At 63.5% G+C, this 263-nt stretch carries 1 pseudogene; it reads right to left on the bottom strand.

Going from position 1 to position 263, the window contains the following annotated elements:
• Window positions 1-263, bottom strand: a pseudogene (locus tag ACSNOK_RS34695) (hypothetical protein); the annotation flags it as partial.

The following is a 263-nucleotide window of genomic DNA, read 5'->3' as shown; positions in this document are numbered from 1 at the left end:
ACCGCCGTCCGACCAGGGTCCGGCCGGTGTGCTCGTCGACGATCAGGACCTCGCCGTCGATGACCACGTAGTCCTTGTCCCGCCTGAACAGCTCCTTGGCCTTGATGGCGTTGTTGAGGTACGAGATCAGCGGGGTGTTCGCCGACTCGTACAGGTTCTCGATCCCGAGCCGGTCCTCCACCTCCTCGATACCGCGCTCCAGCATCGAGACCGTACGCTTCTTCTCATCGACCTCGTAGTGCTTGTCGCGTGTCAGCCGGCCC

This window comes from Streptomyces sp. URMC 126, assembly GCF_051386555.1.
Taxonomy (GTDB): Bacteria; Actinomycetota; Actinomycetes; order Streptomycetales; family Streptomycetaceae; genus Streptomyces.
This window is presented reverse-complemented; position numbering and strand designations above follow the sequence as displayed.